The organism is Bradyrhizobium jicamae (assembly GCF_018130215.1).
Lineage (GTDB): Bacteria > Pseudomonadota > Alphaproteobacteria > Rhizobiales > Xanthobacteraceae > Bradyrhizobium > Bradyrhizobium jicamae_A.
In genome coordinates, this window is sequence record NZ_JAFCKQ010000031.1 from 64,681 (window position 1) to 85,972 (window position 21,292).

A 21,292-nucleotide genomic window follows, 5' to 3' on the forward strand; every position below is an offset into this window, starting at 1 on the left:
GGATCGACTCCCGGGCTTCCCGCGAATTCGCTCGTCATCCGGAATGGCGCGCCGGTCGCTCCTTCCTGGAGGCCAACCGGACGAGGCTCTTGCATTTCGGACAATGCAACAGCAGCACCTCGTATTCGCCATTGAGCGGCTCGATGCCGATCGTGCGTCTCGGCACGCGCAGGTCTCGCAAACCTGTTCAGTGGAAATAACCATGGATCAAATCGACTCATTAATATGAGCATGATCATGCCATATATGCACGTTTCCGTGCAAATGCACTCAACTGGGTGGCCGGGCGGCGGAGAGGCCGCCAACCGACGCGGTTCTATTCTTTGGGCGCCTGGAAGACGAAGCCGTTTCGAATGCGGCGCGCTTCGGTCATGGCCTTCCGCACTGCGGGGTCCATGGATTCGTTGGTGAAGTTGATGAAGCACCCGCAGTTTGGGCATTGGCCCTGGTAGCCATCGCGCAGCCGTCCGACCTTCTCGCGAAAGCGGGTGCGGCACCTGGTGCACGTCACGGCGATCTTGTCCGTAGCCATGCAGCTTTTGTGCAGGACAATGGATTAAGAAATCGTAGAACAGCCTCCCTGAGCGGGATCATGTTCTAGGAAAATAGTCCGGAGCGCGGAAATGCGAAACGCCGCCCGCCCGAAACCTTTGCGGGCGGCGTGGATGCAACTCCAGGAGGGGATGCGAATCCCGGCGTCGGTTGGTCTGCACAGCCTGTGCCATCGCAGTTTCACTCACGGCGGAACACGCGACATCACAATGCAGGAACGCAGTTCAGCTCTGAGGAATCTAGTCCTTGTCGCGCAGGCTCTGACCGGTACCGTGCAGATGCGGTCCATTCGCGTGGTGCCGCTTGGGGTGCTGTCACGGTACCCGACAACCACAGTCAGACTTCGGCCTCAGCACACTTTTCCCCGCGCTGGGGCCGCTTCTTTTGGAAGCATGAAACCAATGCGGCCAGCACACCGTAACTGCTGCGCCGGTCCGCTTCTTCCTTTGGTTCTCTTCGGCCGGCCGGGGCCGCCCGGCCTTTCCCAGTCACGAGCGGCCCCACTTTCCCACATCTGCGGAAACCGCGCAGGGACCGGTCCTGGACACGCGGTGAAACAAACCGGGACACCGTGCGTTACAAGCGCTTACGCTGCTCCGAAGAGAGGCCTCGGCGCTCAAGCCCCGTCGGGGCCTTTCGCTGTCTGGGACCATGAGGTCCTGACCGATGTCACGCATTCACATCGATGCCGCGCCCGCCCAGTTCGCCGATCTCGAGGGAGAGGGCGACTACGATCGCACCGTGACGACCAGGCGCGGCGAGGCAGTGCCCCAAGGGGATGCCCTGAATCGGTGGTTCCGCGCTGGAAACACCGTGCTCTTCCGGAATCCACAAAGGCTGTGGAAAACGCTAACTTAGCTTTTGCCGGGGCTAGCATTTCATACCGAGCAAATTTTCAGACTAAACCGGTAGGGGGTCGCGCGTGATGCGGCCCCTTTTTGATCCAGCGGGTCGTTTGGGCTCCACTCTCCGAACTGCGGTCGCGCACGAACCGGGACGCCGCCGGGCGTCGAGACAGGGTCGTGCCAGGCCTCACAGCCTGGAAAGGGCCAAGGCAAAGCAGGAAATAAGCGTCGCGGTACTGAGTATGATGACGACGAGCGCTTGCTCGGTGCGGGCCTGCAAGATTTTCCGGCTCATCGCGATATGGCCTGCTGCTTTTGGTCCGCCAACAGGACGGCGATCTCTCCGCACTTTTCGCAGCGCGCCGTCAGAAAGCGCGTGCCGGTCCGGGTGTCGGCATAGGGCCGGAAGTTCGTTATCTCGTGCCCGCACTCGCAACGGGCGATGGCGTCCTCGGTCTGGAACATCGCATGATCTCCACTGTGAAAATCATGCTTCTCCAACCAACATGAGTTAGGTCCGTTCCGGGCTGTTATGAATTTCTGTTCATCCACCGGGAAAAACGGAAGGAACGAATTTATCGCCCCAAAACAGGAGGTCGCCAACGAGGCGGCCTCACGCGAACAGCACATAGGCCAGTCCGGCGGCGACTATCGCCACCCAGACCAGCGAGAGACGGAGATACAGCAGCTCGCGATTCATGCGGCTAGCGTACAACGCGAGCCTGACACCGGCCTTTCACTAAGTTAAGCGACCCTATTCGGCGAGCAGGGCGGCAACCAGCATGGCGCGACAACGAGCAGCAAGTTCTCCCGGTTCCCTGCCGAGAACCGGCCTTACTCTTCGTGGTCAGCGGTTTCCTTCACCTTCTTCTGTTTCAGCCGGTCCAGCACCTTGGCGGATCGTTCCAGGATGCGGGCGCTCTCGGCGAGCACATGGTAGCTGTCCGCAAGTGCGCGAAGTTGATAGCGATCGTTAGCTTTGGCATCTTTTGCTCGCCGCCAGTAATGATCGGCGAGCCGCAGATATTCCTCGGGCTGCATGGTTCGGCGCGCTCACTGCGCCACCATTTCGGAAACAGGCGGCTTCATATCACGCTGCCATTGTTCGGCGCGCAGGGCGAGTTGGTCATACTCCTGAGCCACCTTGAGAAGCTTTTCCCGTTGATGTTCGCTGATCATCAAGCCTTCGGCCTTGGCGCGCGTTTCTTCCGCCCGCATTCGCCAATAGGCTGGTTCGAGCATGGGATTGTCCGTCATGGTCACGGTCTCCAGGGTCGTCCCCGCGAGACGTCAACCGTTTGGCGCCGTCCCTGGTTTCTGGAACCAGGTTCACGTGCTGCGGAGAACCACGTCCTCAACTCTCCTGCGAGCGTCGCGGTTTAACCAATTCAGGCCGCTGCCATTTTCAAACCAGGCCACTTGAGGTCGAAACAGGCCGGCACTCTGCTGATCAGGACATTCGTCGGAAAAAATTACGACACCCACGCTGACACGCATATGCAAATGCGGCGGCGCCTGGCGGGGCGCAAGCTCGAACGATGCTGAAGCTGGATCGGCATATGGATCGTGTAGAGTACGCCTTCGTGACCTGCGCGGGAGCGTCTTTCATCGTATTCCTCGTGAGCATGAGTTGGCTCCTGCTCAGATGAAGCGGCGGCGATTTCCGGCGGCCCCGGTTCGCTTCCCCGAACTGGGGCCGGTTCTTTCGGGGCGCTCGCGCGCTGACAATTATTCCTGCCCACGACATCGAGAGCGACGAATCCTTGAAAGCCTCGGCTCGCATGGACAGGAGGCGACAAAGCCGCGAAAGGCCGCCGAGCAGGGCTTTGATCCCTAGAGCGCGATGAGGATTCACCCTGATCTCATCGCGCTCTAGCTTCTTGTTTGAGCATGATCCTTCCGGAAAACCGCTTCACACTTTTCCGGATCATGCTCTGGAAGGACCGCCTGATTTGAGCCGCCATGCGCTCGACGGCGTCGGTGTATCGGCCCTGATCGAACTGCTGGTCGGCAAGATAAAGACCCACAATAACGACTATCGCTATCATTAATCCCTTCACCGAAATCCTCCTCGAATCCTCCGGCAAAAAACCGGCGGAAGGTCCGCGCGTTCCGGAGACCGCCAACCGAGGCAGCCTTACTCCGTCAGCTTCTTCTCGATGTAGGCATTGACGATCTCGGCGAAACTCCGCCGGTCGCCAATCACGGCGTCACGCTGGATCAGCACGTCTTGTTGGATAACGCGCAGGCCGCTCTTTCTGGCCGTGGCTGGCGTCACTTCCAGGTATTCGTTGATGGCGCGTTCGGCGTAGGAGGCACCGTTTACGTCGCCCTTGGCGATCAAGTGGCGCAAAATCTCAAGGCAATTTTTGAGATGCGGCATGGGGCCAATATTTCCCAGATTCGCGCGCTTGCAAGTCTGAAACTTTTGTTGGTCCCGGAGAATCCAGTGGGAACGGGCAGATCCATGCTGTCCCAATTAAGACACACATCCGAACGAATTAGGACACCGATTGCCTAAGTCATTTCTGGAACCGGAAACTGACCCTATACTTCGAGCACTGGGCAGGAAGGTTTCTTGATTTCCTATTTGTTTTCGAGGACCCAGCAGGCCGCTGTTTTTGAAATGTCCAGCGACCATTGATCAGCGCGGAAGACTCGACCCCAGCTTGGATCATTCCTCGCTGGGGTCGTTTCTTTCGACCTTTCCCGCGACGGACGAATCCGAGCCCGTATGACTCCGGTGCTCCGTTAGGGACAACGAAAAGCGGCCAGGCAAGATCTACGATCGAGGACGACCAACCTTGCCTTCGGCCCCGCGCGTGTCCCCAGCGTACGGGGCCACTTCTTTGGGACTGCCGATTTGATCGAGCAATGAAAGGGGCGGCCAACGGAGGCGGCGACGACGTCTCCATGCTTTCGTCTCGATCGGTTCAGCAAACAGTAGGCGCTCATATCGGCCCCGGCGATCATCATGCACGGCAGCGACGTGGGGCATGTTCAATTGGTCATCCCACGTCGCGCGCTTGTCACCTCCTAGAACGAACGCATGATCTGGGTCGCCATGCGCTGGACGGCACTGGTGTATCGGCCATCAGCGAATTGCTGGTCCGCGATGTACAGGATCACGATAACGCCCAGGGCTATCACCCATCCCTTCATCGAATTCCTCAACGGGTCAGGATATAGGCCACGCCGATCATAAGGATCGCGACCCAGAGCAGCGAGAGCCTGAAATAGAGATTGTCGCGTTTCATCGTGAAACCCGCAGATGGGGCCGTCCGTAACTTGGAGAAAACCGGACGGCCCCTGCTGGCCACTTCCAATTGCCCTGCCACAAACAGAAGCCATGGCCGGCGTACCAGTTACGGGACGCCGGCCGTGTGGGTTTCAGGCGGCTATGCAGTTTGTGCCAAGAACAAATTGGGCGCCATCAAAATCTATGTGGCACAAAGTGCATAGTGGTGGGAAATTTGACCAAAAGCAGAACGTCCCGGCGTTAAGCCTGTGAAGTCCCTTGGGGAACAAACCTTGTTACCCCATAAGACTCTGTGGGGGATCGAATTCAGTATTCTTACTGAGAAAGCGGCCATAACCAATTCAGGCCACTGCCATTTTCAGGCCAGGCCACTGCGGTCGGAAACAGGCCAGCACCCCCGGGTTCAAAAGAACATATTGCGAACATAGAACAAACGTGGTACGCGTGTTCCCAATCAACAAAGCAGTCGATCTGACCTCAACACCCGTTTGTCCCGCTAGCGAATCCCCGCCATAAGGAGCACATCCCAAATGTCCGCTACTGCCCTGCGTATCGTCGAAGGATCCTCCATGGACAAGTCCAAGGCCCTCTCAGCCGCGCTCTCCCAGATCGAGCGCCAGTTCGGCAAGGGCTCGGTGATGAAGCTGGGCAAGAACGACCGCTCGATGGATGTCGAGACGGTGTCGTCGGGATCGCTCGGCCTCGACATCGCGCTCGGCGTCGGCGGCCTGCCGAAGGGCCGCATCGTCGAGATCTACGGGCCGGAATCCTCGGGAAAAACTACGCTGGCGCTGCACACGGTGGCGGAAGGCCAGAAGAAGGGCGGCATCTGCGCCTTCATCGATGCCGAGCACGCGCTCGATCCGGTCTATGCGCGCAAGCTCGGTGTCAACATCGACGAGCTGTTGATCTCGCAGCCCGACACCGGCGAGCAGGCGCTGGAGATCTGCGACACGCTGGTGCGCTCCGGTGCGGTCGACGTGCTGGTGGTCGATTCGGTCGCAGCCCTGGTGCCGAAGGCCGAACTCGAGGGCGAGATGGGCGATGCGCTGCCGGGCCTGCAGGCCCGCCTGATGAGCCAGGCGCTGCGCAAGCTCACCGCCTCGATCAACAAGTCCAACACCATGGTGATCTTCATCAACCAGATCCGCATGAAGATCGGTGTGATGTACGGCTCGCCGGAAACCACCACCGGCGGCAACGCGCTGAAGTTCTACGCCTCCGTCCGCCTCGACATCCGTCGCATCGGCGCAATCAAGGAGCGCGACGAAGTCGTCGGCAATACCACCCGCGTCAAGGTGGTGAAGAACAAGCTGGCGCCGCCGTTCAAGCAGGTCGAGTTCGACATCATGTACGGCGAGGGCGTCTCCAAGATGGGCGAGATCCTCGACCTCGGTGTCAAGGCCGGCCTCGTCGAGAAGTCGGGTGCCTGGTTCTCCTATGACAGCCAGCGGCTCGGCCAGGGCCGCGAGAATGCCAAGGCGTTCCTGCGCGCCAACCCCGACATCACCACCAAGATCGAAGCCGCGATCCGGCAGAATTCCGGTCTGATCTCCGAGCAGATCCTCGCCGGCACGCCCGAGCGCGATGCCGACGGCGAGGAGCCGGCGGCCGACGAGTAAGCTCCGGTCATATCAGTTCGCCGCAAGCGGGCGCCGAGGACGTTGAGTTGCCGACGTCCTTGGCGCCCGTTTCGTTTTCGATGTGGCGTTGAGTGAGCCGGCCGATGAAGCGTTTGATCCTCACCAGTTCGTCCGGTTCCAGCCTGGCGCGTTCGGGTCTGGCCGATGCCGTCGTTCAATTTACGTTTCGGTTCGTCTGGGGCCGCTGCCGTCACTGGAATCCGACGCTGGCAAAGCCGTAGCGTTCGGCGCGCCGCCGCTTACGCTTGCGCCAGCGCCTTCTCCCGGCTCGCAATCATCTCCCGCAACTCCTCCGTCACCGCGACCGATTGATGGGTCTTCTGGTCGGTCGCGACCCACACGATCTCGCCGGTCGCGCGCAGGTCCTCCGAGCCTTTCGCGAAGATCGCCAGCGCAAGCACGATCGAGGAACGGCCGATCCGCGCGACCCGGACGCAGACGTCGATGTCCTCGTCGAAGCGGATCGGCGCCTTGTACTCGACGACCGATCGCACGGTGTGGAAATCGATGCCGGTCCGCGCGACCTCGCCGAGATAGTCGTAGCCGAGTGCGCGAAAATATTCGGTGATCGCCGTATCGAAGTAGGTCAAATAGTGCGCGTTGAACACCACGGACTGCGCGTCCACCTCGGAATAGCGGACGCGAAACGGGAAGTGGAACCAGAATTCCTGGCGCATGATGCCTCCTGCCGCGGTGTTGTTCGCCGCGCATCAGCCGGATCGAATATGATGTCCGGACCATAGGGACGGGTTCGCTGCGCTCCACCCATCCCACGCTAGCTACGACAGCGGCGCCTTACTCCGCCGCCTGCGCGTAATCCTCGATCGGCGGGCACGAGCAGACCAGATTGCGATCGCCATAGACGTTGTCGACGCGGCCGACCGGGCTCCAGTATTTATCCTGGCGCGAGACGCCGGCGGGGAAGCAGCCCTCGGTGCGGCTGTAGGCGCGGCTCCAGGCATCGTCGACGATGTCGTGCACGGTGTGCGGCGCGTGGCGCAGCGGCGAGGCCTCGATTGTCCAGTGGCCCTTCTCGACCTCGGCGATCTCGTTGCGGATAGCGATCATGGCGTCGCAGAAGCGGTCGATCTCGATCTTCGATTCCGATTCCGTCGGCTCGATCATCAGCGTGCCCGCCACCGGGAAGCTCATGGTCGGCGCATGGAAGCCGTAATCGATCAGCCGTTTTGCAATGTCGTCGACGGTCACGCCGCAGGTCGTCTTCAGCGGCCGCGGGTCGATGATGCACTCGTGCGCGACGCGGCCGCGGCCGTTGCGATACAGCACCGGGAAGTGCGGCTCGAGCCTGGCTGCGATGTAGTTCGCGTTGAGGATCGCGATCTCGGTCGCCCGTGTCAGGCCTTCGCCGCCCATCATCAGGATATAGATGTAGGAGATGGTCAGGATCGACGCCGAGCCGAACGGCGCGGCCGACACCGGGCCGACCAGGTGAGTGACGCTGCCGTCGGTTGCGGGATGGCCGGGCAGATAGGGCGCGAGATGCGCCTTGACGCCGATCGGGCCCATGCCGGGACCACCGCCGCCATGCGGGATGCAGAAGGTCTTATGCAGGTTGAGATGGCTGACGTCGGCACCATAATCGCCTGGCCGCGACAGGCCGACCTGCGCATTCATGTTGGCGCCGTCGAGATAGACCTGGCCGCCATGCGCATGCACGATGTCGCAGATCTCGCTGATATGCTCCTCGAACACGCCATGGGTCGACGGATAGGTGATCATCACAGCGGCGAGATTCGCCGAATGCTTCTCCGCCTTGGCGCGGAGATCGTTGACGTCGACGTCGCCGCGCGCATCGCAGGCGACCACCACGACATCCATGCCGACCATCGCCGCCGACGCCGGATTGGTGCCGTGTGCGGAAGAGGGGATCAGGCAGACCTTGCGGTGCGGCTCGCCGCGCGCGAGGTGATAGCCGCGGATGGCAAGAAGCCCGGCATATTCGCCCTGCGCGCCGGAGTTCGGCTGCAGCGAGACGGCGTCATAGCCGGTGATGTCGCACAGCCACTGCTCGAGCCGCCTGAACAGCGCATGGTAGCCCTTGGCCTGGTCCGCAGGCGCAAACGGGTGCAGATTGCCGAACGCCGGCCAGGTCAGCGGGATCATTTCCGATGTGGCGTTCAGCTTCATCGTGCAGGATCCGAGCGGGATCATCGCGCGGTCGAGCGCCAGGTCGCGATCACTGAGCTTGCGCATGTAGCGCAGCAGCTCGGTCTCGGACCGGTGGGTGTTGAACACGGGATGGGTCAGGAAGGCGCCGGCGCGCTTCAGCTCCTTCGGCAGCGCGTCGCGCGCGGTGGCCTCGATCTCGGCATAGGCGAGCTTGCCGCCGAAGATGCGCCACACCGCCTCGATGGTCTCGGGTGTCGTGGTCTCGTCGACCGCGATGCCCAGCGTGGCCGGACCGACGCGCAGATTGATCTTCTCGGCAAACGCACGGGTGACGAACTCGTGCTGCTTCGCGCCGACATCGACGGTCACGGTGTCGAAGAACGCCTCGCTGGCAGGCGCGACGCCGAGCTTGCGCAGGCCCGCGGCCAGCACGGCGGCGCGGCGATGCACGCTGCGGCCGATATGCGTCAGGCCTTCGGGGCCGTGATAGACCGCATACATCGAGGCGATCACGGCGAGGAGCACCTGCGCGGTGCAGATGTTGGAGGTCGCCTTCTCGCGGCGGATATGCTGCTCGCGGGTCTGCAGCGCAAGCCGATAGGCCGGCGCCCCGCGAGAATCCACCGACAGGCCGACGATGCGGCCGGGCAGCGAACGCTTCAGCGAGTCACGCACCGCCATGTAGGCGGCGTGTGGGCCGCCATAGCCCATCGGTACGCCAAAGCGCTGCGCCGAGCCGACCGCGATGTCGGCTCCGAGTTCGCCCGGCGAGGCGAGCAGGGTCAGCGCCAGCAGGTCGGCCGCGACGATTGCGAGCGCGCCCTTCGCGCGTAGCCCGGCGATTGCTGGGCGCAGGTCGCGCACCGCGCCCGTCGTGCCAGGATATTGCAGCAGCGCGCCGATCACGTCGGCCTTGTCGAGCTCGGTCATGGGATCGCCGACGATCAGGGCCCAGCCCAGCGGCGCGGCGCGGGTGCGCATCACCGCGAGCGTCTGTGGATGCACCTCCCTGTCGACGAAGAACGCCTTCGACTTCACCTGCGAATGACGCTCGGCGAGCGCCATTGCCTCCGCAGCCGCGGTCGCCTCGTCGAGCAGCGAGGCGTTGGCGACATCGAGCCCGGTGAGATCGCAGATCATGGTCTGGAAGTTGAACAGTGCCTCAAGCCGGCCCTGGCTGATCTCCGGCTGATAGGGCGTATACGCCGTGTACCAGGCCGGATTCTCCAGGATGTTGCGCTGGATCACCGCGGGCAGGATCGTGCCGGAATAGCCCTGGCCGATCAGCGAGGTGAAGGTCTGGTTCTGCGCGGCAAGCCCGGCCATATGCGCCAGCGCCTCGGTCTCGCTCAGCGCCCGCCCGAGATCGAGCGGCTCCTTCTGCCGGATCGACGCCGGCAGCGTCTCGCTCATCAGCGCTTGCAGGCTCACGGCACCGACGGTCGTCAACATCGCGTCGATGTCGCGCGGCGAGGGGCCGATGTGGCGGCGGACGAAATCGGTGGCGGCTTCGTTGCTCGGTTTGAAGGGCGCGTTCATGGCGTAATCCTCAGGCGGTGTGCGCGGCGTAGGCGGCCTCGTCCATCAGGCCGCCGAGTTCGCTCTTGTCGGCTATCTTCAGCTTGAAGAACCAGGCCTTGCCTCCGGCGTCCGAATTGACCAGCGCAGGCTCGGCGGCGAGCGCCTCGTTGACCTCGACGACTTCACCCGTGATCGGCGCATAGACGTCGGAAGCGGCCTTGACCGATTCGACGACGGCGGCGGCCTCGGCCTTCTTCAGGCTGCGGCCGACCTTGGGCAGTTCGACGAACACGACGTCGCCGAGCTGCGATTGCGCGTAGTCGGTGATGCCGATGGTGGCGACATCGCCCTCGATGCGGAGCCATTCGTGGTCGGACGTGTAGAGCGTCGTCATTGGTGTCCTCTAGCGTTTGTAGGTGTTGGCAACGAAAGGCATGGCGACGACCTTGAGCGGCAGCCGCTGGCCGCGCACTTCGGCGAAGACCGTGGTGCCGATGGCTGCAAGGGAGGTGGGCAGGTAGCCCATCGCAACGGGAGCGTTGAGGCTCGGACCGAAGCCGCCCGATGTCACCTTGCCGATCGGCTCTGCCGCCGTCGCGTCGGCGAACAGCACGGCGCCCTCGCGCACCGGTGCGCGGCCGTCGGGCCGCAGGCCGGCGCGGCGGCGCGATGCGCCCTGGGTCAACTGTGCGAGGATCTTGTCCGCACCCTGGAAACCGCCGGCGCGGGCGCCGCCGTTGCGGCGGACCTTCTGCACCGACCATTCCAGCGCGCCCTCGACCGGCGTGGTCGTGGTGTCGATGTCATGGCCATAAAGGCAGAGCCCGGCCTCGAGCCGCAGGCTGTCGCGGGCGCCGAGCCCGATCGGCAGCACGTCGGGATTGTCGAGCAGTGCAGTGGCCAGCGCCTCGGCCTTGTCTGAAGGCACGGAGATCTCGAAGCCGTCCTCACCGGTGTATCCTGAGCGCGAGACGAAGCAATCGACACCGTCGACGCGGCGCGGACCGGCGTCCATGAATTTCATCGCTACGGCATCTGCACAAAGCTTCGCCAGCGCAGACTCGGCTTTTGGTCCCTGCAGCGCGATCAGCGCGCGATCAGCCAGCGATACGATCTCGCAGGCATCGGAGAGATGCGCGCGCAGATGCGCCTCGTCCTCATCCTTGCAGGCCGCATTGACCACGACGAACAGGTGATCGCCGAAATTCGCGACCATGAGGTCGTCGAGCAGGCCGCCGTCCTGATTGGTGAACTGCGCATAGCGCTGGCGTCCCGGCGCGATGCCGAGAATGTCCTGCGGCACCAGCTTTTCCAGTGCCAGCGCCGCATCCGCGACCTTGCCGGATCTGGGCCTCAAGGCGAGCTGGCCCATGTGGGAGACGTCGAACAGGCCGGCATGGGAGCGGGTGTGCAGATGCTCCTTCAACACGCCGGCCGTGTACTGCACCGGCATGTCATAGCCGGCGAACGGCACCATCCTGGCGCCGCGTGCCAGATGCAGCGCGTGCAGCGGGGTCTGTTTGAGCGGAGAATTGTCTGACGCAAGCATCACAGGGCCCTCGCGGTTCCCGCCGGGGACCGATTCCCCCGGGAAACCTGCAGAAAGCCCCATCTGTCGCTGTGCCTGAGAGTATTATCCCGTCGGCGGACGCCGTGGAGCGAAAGCTCCTGGCGCCTCTTTCCAGATATCAGACGTCACGCGGTCCTTTTGCCTGAGAGTTTCCGGGGCGGTTGCTCCTTCGGCGCCGGCGATAAGGCCGGTCTCTCCCGACGTGACGTAACAACTGGTAGGACAGAACCACGGCGCTGCCAAGCCTGTCAACGCGGCTCGCCCGGTTCTCAACGGGCTTTGTGCTGTTGCGGCAAGCCCATGATCTGGCTGCACAGTTTCTGGACACCGCGGCCCGCAATGTCTAAAAGCGTTCGGCCGGAAAAGAACGCTGTTAAGCCTGATCCGGCCCCTTTCCCGATTGGATGAACATGAGCAGCGTCAACGACATCAGGTCGACATTTCTGAACTTCTTCAAGGAGAACGGGCACGAGATCGTGGCCTCGTCGCCGCTGGTTCCGCGCAACGACCCGACACTGATGTTCACCAATGCCGGCATGGTGCAGTTCAAGAACGTCTTCACCGGCGTGGAGAAGCGGCCCTATCAGCGTGCCACCACCTCGCAGAAATGCGTGCGCGCCGGCGGCAAGCACAACGACCTCGACAATGTCGGCTACACGGCGCGCCATCTCACCTTCTTCGAGATGCTCGGCAACTTCTCCTTCGGCGACTACTTCAAGGAGCGTGCGATCGAGCTCGCCTGGAACCTGATCACCAAGGATTTCGGGCTGAAGAAGGACAATCTGCTCGTCACGATCTATCACGACGATGACGAGGCGGCGGGCCACTGGAAGAAGATCGCCGGCTTCTCCGACGACCGCATCATCCGCATCGCGACCTCGGACAATTTCTGGGCGATGGGCGATACCGGACCGTGCGGACCGTGTTCGGAGATCTTCATCGACCGCGGCGAGCACATCTGGGGCGGGCCTCCCGGCAGCCCGGAGGAGGACGGCGATCGTTTCCTCGAATTCTGGAATCTCGTGTTCATGCAGTTCGACCAGGTGACGAAGGAGGAGCGCGTGCCGCTGCCGCGTCCCTCGATCGATACCGGAATGGGGCTGGAGCGCATGGCTGCGATCCTCCAGGGCGTCGACAGCGTGTTCGAGACCGACCTGTTCCGTAACCTGATCGAGGCCACGTCGTCCGCGCTCGGGCACGGACCGAACGAGAAGACCGTGGCGTCGTACCGGGTGATCGCGGACCATCTGCGTTCGTCGGCTTTCCTGGTCGCCGACGGCGTGCTGCCGTCGAACGAAGGTCGCGGCTACGTGCTGCGCCGGATCATGCGCCGCGCGATGCGCCATGCGCAGCTCCTGGGCGCGCAGGAGCCGCTGATGCATCGCCTGGTCTGGGCGCTGGTGCGCGAGATGGGGCAGGCCTATCCCGATCTGGTGCGCGCCGAGAACCTGATTGAAGAGACGCTGCGGCTGGAAGAGACGCGCTTCCGCAAGACGTTGGCGCGCGGTCTTTCGATCCTGGATGAGAAGAGCGCAGGCCTCAAGAAAGGCGACATGTTCGACGGCGACACCGCCTTCACGCTGTACGACACCTATGGCTTCCCGCTCGACCTGACGCAGGATGCACTGAAGTCGCGCGGCATCAGCGTCGACCAGGCGGCGTTCACCGATGCGATGAACCGGCAGCGCGAGAAGGCGCGGGCGTCCTGGGCCGGATCGGGCGAGGCGGCGACAGAGAGTATCTGGTTCCCGCTGCGCGAGAAGCTCGGCGCCACCGAATTCCTCGGCTATGAGACCGAGAGCGCGGAAGGCGTGGTGGCGGCCCTGGTCAAGGACGGCGCCGAGGTCGGCAGCCTGAAGGCCGGCGAGGCCGGCGCGATCGTGCTGAACCAGACCCCGTTCTACGGCGAGTCCGGCGGCCAGGTCGGTGACACCGGCGTGCTGACGGGCGAGGGCGTCACATTCCGCGTCACCGACACCCAGAAGAAGGCCGGTGATCTCTTCGTGCATCTCGGCCAGGTGGAGCAGGGCACGCTGAAGCCCGGCACTGCGCTCCAGCTCGAGGTCGACCACGCGCGCCGCGCGTCGATCCGCGCCCACCATTCGGCGACGCATCTGCTGCACGAGGCGCTGCGCCAGGTGCTCGGCGACCACATCGCGCAGCGCGGCTCGCTGGTCGCGCCCGACCGGCTGCGCTTCGACTTCGTGCATCCGAAGCCGATCACGGCCGAGGAACTCGCCCGCGTCGAGGACATCGCCAACGACGTCGTGCTGGAGAATGACGAGGTCACCACCCGCATCATGGCGGTCGACGATGCGCGTGAGGCCGGCGCGCGGGCACTGTTCGGCGAGAAATACGGCGACGAGGTGCGCGTCGTCTCGATGGGCAAGTCCGCCCGCGAGCACGGCCAGAACGCGCTCGGCTGGTCGGTCGAATTGTGCGGCGGCACCCATGTCCGCCGCACCGGCGACATCGGCCTGATCTCGGTGACCAGCGAAAGCGCGGTCGCCTCCGGCGTGCGCCGCATCGAGGCCCTGACCGGCCGCCATGCCCGCAAGCACGCCAACGACACCATGGCGCTGGCCAGGACCGCGGCGCATGAGCTGCGCACCTCGGTCGAGGACGTGCCGGCGCGCATCGCCGCCCTGATGGAGGAGCGCAAGAAGCTCGAGCGCGACCTGTCTGATGCAAGGAAGAAGCTCGCAATGGGCGGCGGCAGCGCGTCGAACGGCGCGGCGTCAGGCGTACGCGAGGTCGGCAACGTCAAGCTGCTGGCCCGCGCGGTCGAGGGCGTCGAAACCAAGGACCTGAAGAGCCTGGTCGACGACGGCAAGAAGCAGATCGGCTCCGGTGTGGTCGCGATCGTCGGTGTCACGGAGGACGGCAAGGCCGGCATCGTGGTCGGCGTCACCGCCGATCTCACCTCGCGCTTCAACGCGGTCGAACTGGTGCGCAAGGGCTCGGAAGCCCTCGGCGGCAAGGGCGGCGGCGGCCGCCCCGACATGGCGCAGGCCGGCGGTCCCGACGGCGCCAAGGCCAATGCAGCGCTGTCCGCGATCGAGCAGGCCTTGGCGGGAGCCTGACGGAGAGGCTGGCCGTGACGACGGTTCCGGGCAAGCGCGCAGTCAGCGATCCGGACCTGCGGGATCGCCTCTACGAGCTGCTCGAGCACGATCATCTGCCGTACTCGGTCGGCTCGCGTTTCGTCCGGCTGATCATCACGATCATCGTCGTCGACGTGCTGGCGGCGATCCTGGCGTCGGTGCCGGAGATATCGGCGCGGTTTGGCCGGTTGCTGACGGTGATCGAGGTCGCGGCGGTGATAGCCTTCGCGCTGGAATATGCCGCGCGGATCTGGAGCATCGTCGGTCATTCGCTGCGCGACATGACGCCGCTCAGGGCGCGGCTCGAATACGTCTTCTCGGCTCTCGGCCTGATCGATCTGCTCGCCTTCCTGCCCTCGGCGGTGGCGCTCGTCGTCGGCGACCGGATCGGGGTGATCCTGTTCGGCATGCTGCCGTTCCTCAAGCTGGTGCGCTATTCGCCGGCGATGCGCTCGTTGCTCGCGGCACTGCATGCCGAGCGGCGCACGCTGTTCGGTTGCATCGTGATCCTGACCGGCGCCGTGCTGCTGTTCGCGTCGCTGCTCTATGCGCTCGAGCACGACGTGCAGCCCGACAAGTTCGGCACCATCCCGCATGCGATGTGGTGGGCGATCGTGACGCTCGGCACCGTCGGTTATGGCGACGTCATTCCGGTGACGCCGCTTGGCAAGATGGTCACGGTGGCGGCGATCGTGTTCGGTTTCGCGATGATCGCGCTGCCGGTTGCGATCATCTCGACTGCGTTCGCGGACGAGGTGCGGCGCCGCGATTTCGTGGTGACCTGGGGCATGCTGGCGCGGGTGCCGCTGTTCTCGCATCTCGGCGCCAGCGAGATCGCCGACATCATGCGCCTGCTGCGATCGCAGACGATCGAGGCCGGCGAGGTGCTGGTGCGGCGCGGCGATGCCGCCTCATCGATGTATTTCATCACGGCCGGGGAGGTCGAGATCGATCTGCCGAGCCAGCGCGTGCGGCTGTCCGACGGGACCTTCTTCGGCGAGATAGCGCTGCTCAGGCGCACCAAGCGGTCCGGAACGGTGACGGCGCGGCGCAAGACCAAGCTGCTGGTGCTCGATGCGCAGGATTTCCACGCCCTGATCGAGCGCGTGCCGGCACTGGCGGCCCATGTGAAGGAAACCGCCGATGCGCGGCTCGCCGAGACCGCCAGCGCCGGCGATGTTGCCGAGGGTGAAATCGCACAGGCGATGCCGAGCGGAACCCGCGGCGGCGATCGCGACTAGAGCATTTCGGTTCTGATTGGATCACTTCGCTCGAAAACGCTCTCTAGCCCTTGTGCAGGAAGACGTAATCGGCCGAATAGGCCGCGCTCTTCAGCCTGCCGGCCTTGTCGCAGGCGCCGTCGACCTTGCCGCCGGACGTATTGATCCGCTGCACGGTGGTGACGGCCGAGAGCACGCCCTTGCCGCGGTGGGAGATCACCTCGAGCCTCAGCCAGGGAATATCGGAGGGCGAGGCCCCCGGGGCGTCGCCGGTGGTGCGGGCGGTCACGCCGCTGCCGTCGACATGCTCCCAGTTCGGGCCGGCATAATGCCGGCCGATCGTCCTGCCGTTGGCGCTCAGGGTGGCGATCGGCTCGCGGAACGACCAGACGAGCTTGCCGTCGGCGACGGCCTTGCATTCATAGACCTGCGCGCCCTCGGCATGGACGGTGAGGACCGCGGTCTCGCCCGCGGCCGCGATGGCGCTGGGCAGCGGATCGGCCGCGAGGGCCGCCGACCCGGTCAACAGCAGTGATGCGAGCGCAACGCTCTTGAGAAAGGGCATGGCCAGCTCGCAGCTGTGGTCGGCAACAGCGGCCTTCAGGCCGCCATCGCCTTCACGAGGTTGTCGGCGACCTTGTCGAGGAAGCCGGTGGTGGAGAGCCAGCGCTGGTCGGCGCCGACCAGGAGCGCGAGGTCCTTGGTCATGTAGCCCTCCTCGACGGTCGAGACGCAGACCTTCTCCAGCGTGGTCGCGAACTTCGCCAGCTCCGGATTGTTGTCGAGCTTGGCGCGATGGGACAAGCCGCGGGTCCAGGCGAAGATCGATGCGATCGAGTTGGTCGAGGTCTCCTTGCCCTTCTGATGCTCGCGATAGTGGCGGGTCACGGTGCCGTGGGCGGCTTCGGCCTCGACGGTCTTGCCGTCGGGGGTCAGCAGCACCGAGGTCATCAGGCCGAGCGAGCCGTAGCCCTGCGCAACGGTGTCGGACTGCACGTCGCCGTCATAGTTCTTGCAGGCCCAGACATAGCCGCCGGACCATTTCAGCGCCGAGGCCACCATGTCGTCGATCAGCCGGTGCTCGTAGGTCAGGCCCTTGGCGTCGAATTCCTTTTTGAACTCGCGGTCGAAAACGTCCTGGAAGATGTCCTTGAAGCGGCCGTCATAGACCTTGAGGATGGTGTTCTTGGTGGAGAGATAGACCGGGTAGTTGCGCATCAGGCCGTAATTGAACGAGGCGCGGGCGAAGTCGACGATCGAGTCGTCGAGATTGTACATCTCCATTGCGACGCCGGGGCCGGGCGTCTTGAAGACTTCCTTCTCGATCACGGTGCCGTCCTCGCCGACGAATTTCAGCGTCAGGACGCCCTTGCCGGGGAACTTGATGTCGGTGGCGCGGTACTGGTCGCCGAAGGCGTGGCGGCCGATGATGATCGGCTTGCTCCAGCCGGGAACCAGCCGCGGCACGTTCTTGCAGATGATCGGCTCGCGGAAGATGCAGCCGCCGAGGATGTTGCGGATGGTGCCGTTCGGCGACTTCCACATCTCCTTCAGGTTGAATTCCTTCACCCGGGCCTCATCCGGGGTGATGGTGGCGCATTTGACGCCGACGCCGACCTTCTTGATGGCGTTGGCGGCGTCGATGGTCACCTGGTCATTGGTGGCGTCGCGGTATTCCATCCCGAGGTCGAAATAGAGCAGCTCCATATCCAGGAACGGGTTGATCAGCTTGTCCTTGATGTACTGCCAGATGATCCGGGTCATCTCGTCGCCATCGAGTTCGACGACGGGGTTGGACACCTTGATTTTTGCCATGACGGAGAGGCCTCTTGGGAAACAGCGCGCTTTTGACGGGCTAAAGTGGAATACGCCTGCGCCTATAGCACCGCCCGGGGGCGGGCGGAAGCGGAGCGGTTATGCACTTTACGCCCATCTTTTCACCTAGAACGCCGCCTGCGTCGCCGTCCCGGCAACGACGTACCAGGTCACGAACAGTCCCGCGATCAGGGCGCCCGGCAGGCTCGATCCGGTCCGCCGCCAGGTGAAGGTCGCGATCACCGCAACGATGGCGAGCAGCGGCACGAACTGGATCGCGACGATGGTCGACAGCGGCACGAAGCCGGAGTCCGGGATCGGGTTGAACAGTTTTCCCGTCAGCCACAGCGTGCCGTATTGCAGCACCAGCAGCACGATAAAGCCGAGCGTCAGCGCGAGGATATTGGTGAGGTAGAGCGCCCCGCGCGGCGCGTCCATGGTCGAGAAATTCCGGTGCAGCACGTGCAGCGCGACGACGAAAAACACCGTGAACGGAATCAGATAGATCAGGAAGATGAGGAATTGCTTCGCGCTCATCAACTTCAGCGCGACGATCCAGAACCTGAAGTCGATCTTGAAGGCGAGGTCGGCGAGCCAGAGCGCGGCATAGCCGACCACAATCGAGGCCACCGCGATCACGATGGATTGACCGATCAGGCCGCCCCGGCTGGCGCGCTTCGGGGCGAACCGCATCAGTGCCAGCGTGATCAAGCCGTTGATGATGGCCCAGACCAGGATCTGGTTGGTGATGCCCTGCGGCAGGAATGCCGACGGCGTCACAAAGGTGCCGCCTAGCGCGAACGCCGGGTAATAGGTCAGCGCCGGGATGAAGGCCGACAGGATGAAGGCTGCGGTCCAGCGCCGGCCGGCGGCGGCCGCATGCGGCGGCATGGTGCCGTCGGCAACCGCGGGCAGCCGCAGACGGGAGAACATCGGCGCCTCCAGGAGCCCGTCGAAGGTGCCGATCACCAGCATGACGAAGCCGATCAGCGCGATCAGGGTGCCGATCTCCTTGCGGAACCAGATCTGGTCATCCACCGGGCGCGGCGTGCCGCCCTTCAGCGTCCGGGCGAACCAGTCGAGGCCGTAGCCGATCGCCTCATGCGAGATGTGCTCGGCCGGATGGGTCATCGCCGGGGTGTAGAGCACCCGCGCGGTGCCGGCGGCCGGATCGCCATAGACCTTCCCGGGCTCGATCGCGGCGTTGGCGCCGAACAGCCCCCAGAGCTTCTGGCTCTGGGTGACGTCGCGGGCGAGATCGACGCCCCACATCAGGGCGGAGAACTCCTCGTACTGGGCGAACACCAGCGCCGCGTTGCGCGGCCACGTCGTGGTGCCCTCGGCGGCAAAGGGCTTGCCGGTGGAAGAGCCCTCCAGCACCATCGACTTGTAGTCGTTGGGCATTGCGGCTGCCGCGGCGAGCACGGTCCAGCCACCCATCGAATGGCCCTCGAGCCCGATATTGTCCTTGTCGACGAAATCGAGGCTGCGGAGATAGGCCAATCCATCGGGGCCGCCGAAGCCGTTGGCGAAGGAGGGCGGATCGCTATAGCCGTGGCCGGTCTGGTCGAGCGCGAGCACGACATAGCCGCGGCGGGCAAACTCGATGGCAAACCCGTCCTGGGTCTCGCGCGAATTGATGTAGCCGTGGACGGCGAGGATGCCCGGGGCCGGAAGCTGCGGCGTCGCGTTCGCCGGGATGTAGAGCAGGGCACTCATGGTGTTGCCCTTGGCGCCCTTGAACCTGACATCCTCGATCCGGATGCCGCCGGCGGTTTGGGTGACGTAGGCGAGAAGCCCACCCGCCACGACCAGGACGATCCCGAGTATCGCCAGTGTCCATCTGCCTCGCATTGTCGTTCCCCCTTGCGCCCCGCCGTTAAACCGGCGTCTCAAAGCGTGCCTTTACAGCTTCGCTTTGGTTGTGGTTGATACCCTATCCGAAGGCGAAGCGCGTGCAAGGCACGGCCCCGGGCCAACGCCACGAGATTCCGATTGAGGATTCGCAAGCGGCGCTAACCCTGTTATCTCCTTGGAGAAATTGCCTGTGGGTAAAGCCGGTCCCTAACCGGCACCCGGCCGTCACATGAGATCTTGAGTCAGCGTCCTCTGAAGCTGATTCAAATTCTTCAGACGTTGAATCAGAAAGTGAAGTGAGATGTCCGGCACCGACAAGACCAAGGCAGGGCACGACCTTGCCGGTCCCGTCGTCATCCTGGTCGAGCCGCAGCTCGGCGAGAACATCGGCATGGCCGCGCGCGCGATGGGCAACTTCGCGCTGACCTGCCTGCGCCTCGTCAACCCGCGCGACGGCTGGCCGAACGTTGCCGCGCAACGCGCCGCAGCCGGCGCCGATCACATCATCGGCTCGGTCGAGCTGTTCGACACCGTCGAGCAGGCGATCGCCGACCTCACGCTCGTTTTTGCAACGACAGCCCGTGCCCACGACCAGGCCAAGCCGGTGGTCGGGCCGGAAGCCGCGGCGGGCGAGATCGTCGGCCATGTCGCAGGCGGCGGCGGAGCCGGCATCCTGTTCGGGCGGGAACGCTCGGGGCTGACCAATGAGGAGGTCGCGCTCGCCAACCGCATCATCACCTTCCCGGTTAATCCGGGCTTCGCCTCGCTCAACCTGGCGCAGGCGGTGCTCCTGATGGGCTATGAGTGGTTCAAGCTCTCGACCACGGGCGCGCTGCCCTTCGCGATGCCCGAACGGTCCGAGCCGGCCTCCCAGCACCAGATGCAGGCCTTCTTTGACAACCTCGTCGCCGAGCTCGACAAGGTCGAGTTCCTGCGCCCGGCCGAGAAGCGCGACACCATGCTGGTCAACCTGCGCAACATCTTCACCCGGATGGACCCGACCAAGCAGGACATGCACACGCTCCACGGAGTGGTGATGGCGATCGCCGAGGGGCGGAAGGGCCCGGCCAAGGGCGGCGTGCTCGACGGCGCGCAGGCGACAAGGCTGCGTGCGCTGCTCGCCGAGCAGGGACAGGGCGGTGCCACCGCCGACAACAGCAGCACGGTGCGCGGGCTCGCCCGGCTGCTCCGCCGCAATCCGACCGACGCCGAGCGGATCCTGTGGCAGGCGCTGACCAGGGACCGCCGCTTCGCCGGCCTGTTCAAGCGCCAGACCCCGGTCGGCCGCCACATCCCCGACTTCGTCTCCTTCGGCCACCGGACTGCGATCGAGCTCGTCAACCCGGGTGAGAGCGAGGCCATTGCCGCCGACCGCGCCAAGCGCCGCGGCTGGCTCGAGGCACGGGAGTATCGGGTGGTCGACATGCTGGTGGCTGATGTCGAGCGCGACCTCGAGGGCGAGCTGGCACGGCTCGAGGCGGGGCTGAAACAGGGCCGGTGAGAGCGCGGTCCCTGCCACGGTGTCATTCCGAGGAGCTCGCGACAAGATTGCAAGGGCAATTGAAGCGACGAAGCAATCCGTTGGTCCGCAGATGCGGAGCGATGGATTGCTTCGCTCCGCTCGCAGTGACGGAGACACACATCCGCCTTCTCGCGACATGAATTGCCCGAGGTTTGCCTGTCGTTCCGCCCTCTCGATCAGAGGGCGCAGGGAAAGCCGGGTGCCGATCGCACCCATGGGCCCCGTGCAAGGTAGAAAGCACGGGGGTAGGACCA

19 protein-coding genes and 1 riboswitch are annotated in these 21,292 nt (G+C 64.1%); of the genes, 6 read left to right on the forward strand and 13 right to left on the reverse strand.

Annotated elements, in window-relative coordinates; translation table 11 throughout:
• Positions 1–34: 34 nt before the first annotated feature.
• From JQ586_RS41185 to JQ586_RS27245, 5 genes are all read right to left on the reverse strand, one after another.
• Positions 35–166 (reverse strand): hypothetical protein, encoded by a 132-nt coding sequence (locus tag JQ586_RS41185; RefSeq protein ID WP_283815487.1) that lies wholly within the window; start codon positions 164–166, stop codon positions 35–37.
• Positions 167–316: 150 nt separating this feature from the next.
• Positions 317–532 carry a hypothetical protein gene (locus JQ586_RS27230; protein ID WP_212397708.1) on the reverse strand — a complete coding sequence of 72 codons (216 nt, stop codon included), beginning with the start codon at positions 530–532 and terminating at the stop codon, positions 317–319.
• A 1,156-nt stretch (positions 533–1,688) separates the two neighbouring features.
• Entirely contained in the window at positions 1,689–1,862 is a 174-nt protein-coding gene (locus tag JQ586_RS27235; RefSeq protein ID WP_212397709.1) for a hypothetical protein, read from the reverse strand.
• Between the two features lie 369 nt (positions 1,863–2,231).
• Positions 2,232–2,438 carry a hypothetical protein gene (locus JQ586_RS27240; RefSeq protein ID WP_212397710.1) on the reverse strand — a complete coding sequence of 69 codons (207 nt, stop codon included), beginning with the start codon at positions 2,436–2,438 and terminating at the stop codon, positions 2,232–2,234.
• A gap of 12 nt (positions 2,439–2,450) precedes the next feature.
• Complete coding sequence (locus JQ586_RS27245; protein ID WP_212397711.1) at positions 2,451–2,654, reverse strand: hypothetical protein; 204 nt, start codon at positions 2,652–2,654, stop codon at positions 2,451–2,453.
• Positions 2,655–3,277: 623 nt separating this feature from the next.
• On the opposite strand from JQ586_RS27245, the gene JQ586_RS27250 reads away from it, so the two are divergent.
• Positions 3,278–3,448: a hypothetical protein gene (locus tag JQ586_RS27250; RefSeq protein WP_212397712.1), complete on the forward strand. Its 171-nt coding sequence runs from the start codon at positions 3,278–3,280 to the stop codon at positions 3,446–3,448.
• Between the two features lie 86 nt (positions 3,449–3,534).
• Here JQ586_RS27250 and JQ586_RS27255 read toward each other — a convergent pair whose 3' ends face one another.
• Positions 3,535–3,780 carry a hypothetical protein gene (locus JQ586_RS27255; RefSeq protein ID WP_212397713.1) on the reverse strand — a complete coding sequence of 82 codons (246 nt, stop codon included), beginning with the start codon at positions 3,778–3,780 and terminating at the stop codon, positions 3,535–3,537.
• 1,406 nt (positions 3,781–5,186) lie between these two features.
• Here JQ586_RS27255 and recA point away from each other — a divergent pair.
• Both recA and JQ586_RS27265 read left to right on the forward strand, forming a co-directional pair.
• The gene (gene recA / locus JQ586_RS27260; RefSeq protein ID WP_212397714.1) at positions 5,187–6,278 is read left to right on the forward strand and encodes a recombinase RecA; all 1,092 of its coding nucleotides are present in this window, start codon (positions 5,187–5,189) and stop codon (positions 6,276–6,278) included.
• 104 nt (positions 6,279–6,382) lie between these two features.
• Positions 6,383–6,520: a hypothetical protein gene (locus tag JQ586_RS27265; RefSeq protein ID WP_212397715.1), complete on the forward strand. Its 138-nt coding sequence runs from the start codon at positions 6,383–6,385 to the stop codon at positions 6,518–6,520.
• Between the two features lie 18 nt (positions 6,521–6,538).
• Here the strand turns inward: JQ586_RS27265 and JQ586_RS27270 are convergent, their stop codons facing one another.
• The 4 genes from JQ586_RS27270 to gcvT all read right to left on the reverse strand — a co-directional run bounded on the left by JQ586_RS27270 (position 6,539) and on the right by gcvT (position 11,499).
• Positions 6,539–6,976: a thioesterase family protein gene (locus JQ586_RS27270; protein WP_212397716.1), complete on the reverse strand. Its 438-nt coding sequence runs from the start codon at positions 6,974–6,976 to the stop codon at positions 6,539–6,541.
• A 118-nt stretch (positions 6,977–7,094) separates the two neighbouring features.
• Positions 7,095–9,968: an aminomethyl-transferring glycine dehydrogenase gene (gcvP, locus tag JQ586_RS27275; RefSeq protein ID WP_212397717.1), complete on the reverse strand. Its 2,874-nt coding sequence runs from the start codon at positions 9,966–9,968 to the stop codon at positions 7,095–7,097.
• Positions 9,969–9,978: 10 nt separating this feature from the next.
• A complete protein-coding gene (gene gcvH / locus JQ586_RS27280) occupies positions 9,979–10,344 on the reverse strand; it encodes a glycine cleavage system protein GcvH (protein ID WP_212397718.1) in 366 nt (121 codons plus the stop codon).
• Between the two features lie 9 nt (positions 10,345–10,353).
• On the reverse strand, positions 10,354–11,499 hold the full coding sequence (gcvT, locus tag JQ586_RS27285) for a glycine cleavage system aminomethyltransferase GcvT (RefSeq protein WP_212397719.1): 1,146 nt from the start codon (positions 11,497–11,499) through the stop codon (positions 10,354–10,356).
• A gap of 141 nt (positions 11,500–11,640) precedes the next feature.
• A riboswitch (glycine riboswitch) is annotated at positions 11,641–11,731 on the reverse strand.
• 199 nt (positions 11,732–11,930) lie between these two features.
• On the opposite strand from gcvT, the gene alaS reads away from it, so the two are divergent.
• Positions 11,931–14,603, forward strand: a complete 2,673-nt coding sequence (gene alaS / locus JQ586_RS27290; RefSeq protein WP_212397720.1) for an alanine--tRNA ligase — start codon at positions 11,931–11,933, stop codon at positions 14,601–14,603.
• A gap of 14 nt (positions 14,604–14,617) precedes the next feature.
• A complete protein-coding gene (locus tag JQ586_RS27295; RefSeq protein WP_212397721.1) occupies positions 14,618–15,865 on the forward strand; it encodes a cyclic nucleotide-gated ion channel in 1,248 nt (415 codons plus the stop codon).
• Positions 15,866–15,908: 43 nt separating this feature from the next.
• On the opposite strand, the gene JQ586_RS27300 is transcribed toward JQ586_RS27295, so the two are convergent.
• The 3 genes from JQ586_RS27300 to JQ586_RS27310 all read right to left on the reverse strand — a co-directional run bounded on the left by JQ586_RS27300 (position 15,909) and on the right by JQ586_RS27310 (position 19,513).
• Positions 15,909–16,409, reverse strand: a complete 501-nt coding sequence (locus tag JQ586_RS27300) for a DUF3455 domain-containing protein (RefSeq protein ID WP_212397722.1) — start codon at positions 16,407–16,409, stop codon at positions 15,909–15,911.
• 35 nt (positions 16,410–16,444) lie between these two features.
• The gene (locus tag JQ586_RS27305; protein ID WP_212397723.1) at positions 16,445–17,659 is read right to left on the reverse strand and encodes an NADP-dependent isocitrate dehydrogenase; all 1,215 of its coding nucleotides are present in this window, start codon (positions 17,657–17,659) and stop codon (positions 16,445–16,447) included.
• Between the two features lie 126 nt (positions 17,660–17,785).
• On the reverse strand, positions 17,786–19,513 hold the full coding sequence (locus JQ586_RS27310) for a S9 family peptidase (protein WP_212397724.1): 1,728 nt from the start codon (positions 19,511–19,513) through the stop codon (positions 17,786–17,788).
• Between the two features lie 304 nt (positions 19,514–19,817).
• Here JQ586_RS27310 and JQ586_RS27315 point away from each other — a divergent pair, with 304 nt between their 5' ends.
• Positions 19,818–21,017 carry a TrmJ/YjtD family RNA methyltransferase gene (locus JQ586_RS27315; RefSeq protein WP_212397725.1) on the forward strand — a complete coding sequence of 400 codons (1,200 nt, stop codon included), beginning with the start codon at positions 19,818–19,820 and terminating at the stop codon, positions 21,015–21,017.
• Positions 21,018–21,292 lie beyond the last annotated feature (275 nt).